A 6,294-nucleotide genomic window follows, 5' to 3' on the forward strand; every position below is an offset into this window, starting at 1 on the left:
GCGGCAGAGGGCGCGGAGATGCCGCATCGCGCGCCGTCGCTGACGCCGGAAGGCATCCCCGACCGTCTCTATGGCCGGCGCCGCGGTCACCCGCTGCGGCCGCGGCAGGAAAGGCTGATCGAGCTTTCCCTGCCGCGCTTCCGTCTGACCGCGGCCGAGGCCGCGCATCCGCGCGCGATCTTCCCCGACGCGGCCGACCTCTGGCTCGAGGTCGGCTTCGGCGGCGGCGAGCACGCCCTCGCCCTGCGCGAGGCGCACCCCGAGGTGGCGCTGATCGCCTCGGAAGTCTTCGAGAACGGCCTCTGCTCCCTGCTCACCCGCCTGGTGCCGGAGGAGGAGGAAGCCACCGCCCCCGTGCCGGACCGCCTGCGCCTCTGGCCCGAGGATGCGCGGCACCTGGTGGCGCTTCTGCCCGATGCGGTGCTCGGCCGGCTCTACCTGATGTTCCCCGATCCCTGGCCGAAGGCGCGGCACGCCAAGCGGCGCTTCGTGCACCCGGCCATGCTGCCGCTGGTCGCGCGCGTGCTGCGCGCGGGCGCCGAATGGCGCATCGCCAGCGACGACCCGACCTATCAGGCCTGGGTCGAGGAAAGTTTCGCGGACCAGCCGTTCTTCGCGCGGGAAAGCCTCGTGACCGGCGAACGCCCGGCGGGCTGGTTCGCGACGCGCTACGAGGCCAAGGCGATCCGGGAAGGTCGCATCCCGCACTACTGGACCTTCCGCCGCACCGACGCGCCGGCCTAGAGCTGATCGCATACGGCTGGGATCAGCCGTATGCGCGAAGATGCTCGCTCGGACACGGCGAGAGCGGCTTCCACCGGTATGGAAACCGCTTTCGCCTGCCGCGCGACGCGGGAGGGAACGGCATGGAGATGACAGGCAACGCCGCGCTGGTGACCGGCGCGGGATCGGGCCTCGGCGCAGCGACGGCCGAGGCGCTCGCCGCCGCCGGCATGCGCGTCGTGGCGATGGACCTCAATGCCGAGGGCCTCGCCGCGCTCGCCGCCCGATGCGGCGCGACGCCCGTCGCCGGCGACGTCGCCAGCGAGGCCGATGTCGCCAGCGCCCTGGAAGCCGCCGCCGGCCTCGGGCCGCTGCGGCTTGCGGTGAACTGCGCCGGGATTGCGCCGGCCGGGCGCGTGGTGGGACGCGGCGGCCCGCATGACCTGGCGCTGTTCGAGAAGACGCTGCGGGTGAACCTGCTCGGCACCTTCAATGTGCTGCGGCTCGCCGCGCAACGCATGCAGGCGCTGCCGGTCACCGCGCCGGATGGGGAGCGCGGCGTGATCGTCAACACCGCCTCCATCGCCGCGGAGGACGGGCAGGTCGGGCAATGCGCCTATGCCGCGTCCAAGGCAGGCGTTGTCGGGCTGACGCTGCCAGCGGCGCGCGAACTGGCCAAGACCGGCATCCGCGTCGTCACCATCGCGCCCGGCCTGTTCGAGACACCGATGCTCGCCGGCCTGCCGGAGGCCGCGCAGGCTGCCATCCGCGCCCTGCCGCCCTTCCCGGCACGGCTGGGGCGGCCGGAGGAATTCGCGCGGCTGGTGATGGCGATCTGCACCAATCCGCTGCTGAACGGGACCACGCTGAGGTTGGATTCGGCACTGCGGCTGCCACCCTGAAACGGGCGGGAGGGCTCTGCCCCCGGATCCACCCGCCAAGGGCCGGAAGGCCCTTGGGATTTGAGGCAACGCAACGCGGGGGCGCGTGCTGCGACGCAACATGATATGTCACGCGCATCATGATGCAGGAGAGAAGATGATGGCCGAACGGAAACTCTGGTTTGTGTGGGGTGGGGTCTTCACGGATTCCGCCTGGCAGGAACTCGAGCCCGGCTCGGAGGAATGCTTCGGCCCCTTCCACGATGCCGAGACGGCCGAGCGCGTCTGGCGCGACGAGATGCGTCGCCGCGTGGATACAGCGCAGCACCGGCTCTTCGTGATCGAAGTGCCGCGGCCCGGCGGCGCCGCGGCCTGAACGGCAGAACGGCCGGCAAATGCCGGCCGTCCAGATGTCACGCTCGGCTCTGCGCCCGGGTCAGCGGCGCAGGTTGAGCCGCCCGATCAGCGTCGTGTAGCGCGTCTGGCTCTTGCGCTTCAGGTAGTCGAGCAGGCCACGGCGCTGGCCGACCAGCACGAGAAGGCCACGGCGCGAATGGAAGTCCTTCGCGTGGGTCTTGAGGTGCTCGGTGAGGTTGGAGATGCGCTCGGAGAGGATCGCGACCTGCACTTCCGGGCTGCCGGTGTCACCCGGCTTGGTCGCATAGTCCAGGATGAGCGCCTGGCGGCGCTCCGCAGTGATCGACATCGGGTTCGTCCTTTGTGTTGGCCGGGCGCGGACGCCTTCGGCGGGCTTCAGTTGCCGCCCTGGCCCAGCCACCGCTCCGGCTTCAGCAAGCCGTCCTCGAAGCGGGCAAGACCCATCAGGCGCCCCCCCGCCATCGCCCTGGCCAGGCCCCCATCGGGGTTGGCCTCGCGCGGAACCCGGCCCATCAATTCGACCAGCGGAATGGGCTGGCCGAAGGACATGCGGGTGGCCTCGGCCTCGGTGAGGGCCAGCGCCGGGATGTCGGCCAGCGCGGTCGTCACCGGAAGCAGAAGGTCCGGGGAAGGGGGCGGGGTATCGCCGGAAACGGCGATCCTGTCCAGCGCAACCGCATCCTTCTCGAGGAAGGGTCCGACCCGCATGCGGCGCAGGGCTGCGATATGCCCTAGCGTGCCGCAGGCCTTGGCGACGTCCCGCGCCAGGGAGCGCATGTAGACGCCCTTGCCGGATTCGACGAAGAACACGGCGGTGTCGGCATCCGGCCGCTCGATCAGTTCGAAGCGGTCCACGCGCGCCGGGCGGGCGGCGAGTTCCACGGCCTCGCCGGCCCGCGCCAGGTCATAGGCGCGTTCGCCGGCCACCTTGATGGCGGAGAAGATCGGCGGGACCTGCATGATGTCGCCGGTGAAGGCGGGCAGGGCGGCACGGATCTGCTCGTCGGTCGGGCGGACATCGCTGGTGCCGGTGACGTTGCCGTCGGCGTCGTCGGAATCCCGCGCCTCGCCCAGCCGAAGCGTGAAGCGATACTGCTTCGTCCCGTCCATCACGTAGGGAACGGTCTTGGTCGCCGCCCCGAAGGCGATCGGCAATACGCCCGTCGCCAACGGATCCAGCGTGCCGCCATGGCCGCATTTCTGCGCCTGGAAGGCGCGCTTGCAGATGGTGACGACATCGGTCGAGCCGATGCCGGTCGGCTTGTCGATGATCAGCCAGCCGTCGATCGGCCGGCCCTTGGGCTTGCGGTGGCGCTGCGCCATGTTTGGGAATCAGTCGCTTTCGGGGGGCACGGGGCGTGGGCGGGATTCGTCGTCCAGCGCCACGAAGGTGAAAGTCGCCTCGGTCACGCGGGCGTCGTCCTCGGCCGTGCGGTCGCGGCGCCAGGCCTCGACATGCACGCGGATGGAACTGCGGCCCACGCCGAGCAGGCGGCCATAGAGGCTGACCTCGTCGCCGACGCGCACGGGCAGGTGGAAGGTCATCGCCTCCACCGCGACGGTCGCGACGCGGCCGCGCGCGCGCCGCAGCGCGACGGAGGCGCCCGCCTGGTCCATGTGCGCCATCAGCCAGCCGCCGAAGATATCCCCGGCGGGATTGGCATCGGCCGGCATGGCGATGACACGGACCTGCGGCGCCTCTCCGGGCGGGGAGGCGGTCATTCCTCCTCCTTCCGTGTCGCCAGGTCGCGCTGCACCTCGGGGCGGTGCATCACCTCGTTGATGTGCATGGCATAGCCGAGCGCGGTGTCGGGCTGGAAATGCAGGTCGGGGGCGAATTTCAGCCGGACGGAACGCGCCACCTCCCGCCGCAGGAAGGGCGAGACGCGCTTCAGCGCCGCGAGTTGCCCATCCGTCAGGTCCTTCCCCAGCGCCGAGACAAAGGCTGTCACGTGCTTGAGGTCGGGCGAGGCGCGGACTTCCGTGACGGTCACGTGCAGCCCATGCAGATCGGGGTCGCGGAATTCCTCCCGCGCGAAGACGGCGCAAAGCGCGTGGCGCACTTCCTCGGCGACGCGGAGCTGTCGCTGGGAAGGGCCTTCGCCATGGCCACGGCCGTGTTGCTTGCTCATTCGGAACCTATCCGCCCTAACCGGGCGCAACCTGCGGCGCGGCCCTGCCGCGCCGGGAGCGCAAAGCGCGACCGCGCCCAGACCGCCCTTCGTCGCCGATGCGACAGCGCAGGGCGCGTAAGCCAGGCGCGCGGATGCGCGCGCCCGGCGCCCGAGGGCACACAAAAATCAGGTGGAAGCCGCCGTCAGGCGGCGGCCACCGTCTCGACCTCATAGCACTCGATCTGGTCGCCGACGCGGATGTCGTCGTAGTTCGCGAAGGACATGCCGCATTCGAGGCCGTTGCCCACCTCGCGCACGTCGTCCTTGAAGCGCTTCAGCGTCGAGAGATCGCCCTGGTGGATGACGACGCCGTCGCGCAGCAGGCGCACGCCCGCGCCACGCTTCACCACGCCTTCCGTCACGCGGCAGCCTGCCACCTTGCCGATCTTCTTGACCTCGAAGACCTGCAGGATCTGCGCGTAGCCGAGGAACTTCTCGCGCTGCACAGGGGCAAGCTTGCCCTTGTAGAGCTTCTCGATGTCGTCCGCGACTTCGTAGATGATCGAGTAGTAGCGGATATCGACGCCTTCCTTGGCCGCCAGGTCGCGCGCCTGCGACGTCGCGCGGACGTTGAAGGCGACGATCACGGCATCCGACGCCTTCGCGAGCTGGATGTCGGATTCGGTGATCTGGCCCACCGCGGAGTGCAGCACGCGGACCTTCACCTCGTCGTTGCCGAGCTTGCCGAGCGTCACGCCGATCGCCTCGGCGGAACCCTGCACGTCGGCCTTCACGACGACGGCGACTTCCTTCTGCTCGCCCGCCTGGATGCGCGCCAGCATGTCGGTCAGGTTGCCGCGGCCCGCACCGGCGGCAGCCGCCGCCTTGTCGCGGGCCCGGCGCTGGCGGAACTCGCTGACCTCGCGCGCGCGGGCCTCGTTCTCGACCGCGATGAAGTTGTCGCCGGCCGAGGGCACGCCCGAAAGACCCAGGATCTCCACCGGCAGCGACGGCGGCGCGTCCTTCAACTGGCGGCCCTTGTCGTCGAGCATCGCACGCACGCGGCCCCATTCGGCGCCGGCCACCACGATGTCGCCCTGCTTCAGCGTGCCCTTCTGGACCAGCACCGTCGCCACGGGGCCGCGGCCGCGATCGAGCTTCGATTCGATCACGGTGCCTTCCGCCGCGCGGTTCGGGTTGGCCTTCAGGTCCAGCACCTCGGCCTGCAGCGAGATCGCCTCGAGCAGCTTGTCGAGGTTGATGCGCTGCGTCGCCGAGACCTCGATCTCCTGCGTGTCGCCGCCGAGGGATTCCACCACGATCTCGTGCTGCAGCAGTTCCTGCTTCACGCGCTCGGGCTTCACGCCGGGCTTGTCGATCTTGTTGACCGCGACGATCAGCGGCACGCCCGCCGCCTTGGCGTGGCGGATCGCCTCGACCGTCTGCGGCATGACGCCGTCATCGGCCGCGACGACCAGCACGACCATGTCCGTCACGCCCGCGCCGCGGGCGCGCATGGCGGTGAAGGCCTCGTGGCCCGGCGTGTCGATGAAGGTCACCTTGGACCCGTCGGGCACGGTGATCTGGTAGGCGCCGATATGCTGCGTGATGCCGCCGGCCTCGTGCGCGACCACGTCGGTCTTGCGCAGCGCATCGAGCAGCGAGGTCTTGCCGTGGTCGACATGGCCCATGATCGTGACGACGGGCGGGCGCGCCGCCAGGTCGGTGTCGGTATCCTCCGCACCTTCCAGGCCGATCTCGACGTCGGACTCGCTCACGCGCTTCACGCGGTGGCCGAATTCCTGCACCACGAGTTCCGCGGTGTCGGCGTCGATGGACTGGGTCAGCGTCGCCATGACGCCCATGCGGAACAGCGCCTTCACCACCTCGCCGCCACGGGCGGCCATGCGGTTCGCGAGTTCCTGCACGGTGATGGCTTCCGGCACCACCACGTCGCGCACCACGCGCTCGGCACCCGAGCGCAGGCGCTGCAGTTCCTGCTGCCGCCGCTCGCGGTCACGGGCGCGGCGCAGCGAGGCGATGGAACGGCTGCGCTCGTCCTCGCCCTCGATGGCGGCCTGCACGTCGATGCGGCCTTCGCGGCGGCGGTCGGTGCTGGGCGCGGCCTTCTTGACCGGCACCGGCATGGGCCGGCGGCCGGGGGCGCCCGGCGGGCCGCCGGGGCGGCGCACCGCGGG

Annotated in this window: 8 protein-coding genes; 3 read left to right on the forward strand and 5 right to left on the reverse strand. The window is 70.7% G+C overall.

Going from position 1 to position 6,294, the window contains the following annotated elements:
* Nucleotides 1-18: 18 nt before the first annotated feature.
* The 3 genes from trmB to GXW76_RS11445 all read left to right on the forward strand — a co-directional run bounded on the left by trmB (nt 19) and on the right by GXW76_RS11445 (nt 1,980).
* Nucleotides 19-744: a tRNA (guanine(46)-N(7))-methyltransferase TrmB gene (gene trmB / locus GXW76_RS11435; protein WP_211862150.1), complete on the forward strand. Its 726-nt coding sequence runs from the start codon at nt 19-21 to the stop codon at nt 742-744.
* A gap of 128 nt (nt 745-872) precedes the next feature.
* A complete protein-coding gene (locus GXW76_RS11440; RefSeq protein ID WP_456307105.1) occupies nt 873-1,625 on the forward strand; it encodes an SDR family NAD(P)-dependent oxidoreductase in 753 nt (250 codons plus the stop codon).
* Nucleotides 1,626-1,761: 136 nt separating this feature from the next.
* Complete coding sequence (locus GXW76_RS11445) at nt 1,762-1,980, forward strand: DUF4170 domain-containing protein (protein ID WP_246514126.1); 219 nt, start codon at nt 1,762-1,764, stop codon at nt 1,978-1,980.
* Nucleotides 1,981-2,040: 60 nt separating this feature from the next.
* Here the strand turns inward: GXW76_RS11445 and rpsO are convergent, their stop codons facing one another.
* The 5 genes from rpsO to infB all read right to left on the reverse strand — a co-directional run.
* Nucleotides 2,041-2,310, reverse strand: coding sequence for a 30S ribosomal protein S15 (rpsO, locus tag GXW76_RS11450; RefSeq protein WP_211862152.1), 270 nt, complete (start codon nt 2,308-2,310; stop codon nt 2,041-2,043).
* 47 nt (nt 2,311-2,357) lie between these two features.
* Entirely contained in the window at nt 2,358-3,305 is a 948-nt protein-coding gene (gene truB / locus GXW76_RS11455; protein ID WP_211862153.1) for a tRNA pseudouridine(55) synthase TruB, read from the reverse strand.
* A 9-nt stretch (nt 3,306-3,314) separates the two neighbouring features.
* Nucleotides 3,315-3,704 carry an acyl-CoA thioesterase gene (locus tag GXW76_RS11460; RefSeq protein ID WP_211862154.1) on the reverse strand — a complete coding sequence of 130 codons (390 nt, stop codon included), beginning with the start codon at nt 3,702-3,704 and terminating at the stop codon, nt 3,315-3,317.
* Nucleotides 3,701-4,114 carry a 30S ribosome-binding factor RbfA gene (rbfA, locus tag GXW76_RS11465; protein ID WP_211862155.1) on the reverse strand — a complete coding sequence of 138 codons (414 nt, stop codon included), beginning with the start codon at nt 4,112-4,114 and terminating at the stop codon, nt 3,701-3,703. The genes GXW76_RS11460 and rbfA overlap by 4 nt, the downstream gene beginning before the upstream one ends.
* 185 nt (nt 4,115-4,299) lie before the next feature.
* The coding region (gene infB, locus GXW76_RS11470) for a translation initiation factor IF-2 (RefSeq protein ID WP_246514127.1) at nt 4,300-6,294 on the reverse strand (1,995 nt) is incomplete at its 5' end.

The organism is Neoroseomonas soli, from assembly GCF_018129065.1.
Lineage (GTDB): Bacteria > Pseudomonadota > Alphaproteobacteria > Acetobacterales > Acetobacteraceae > Neoroseomonas > Neoroseomonas soli.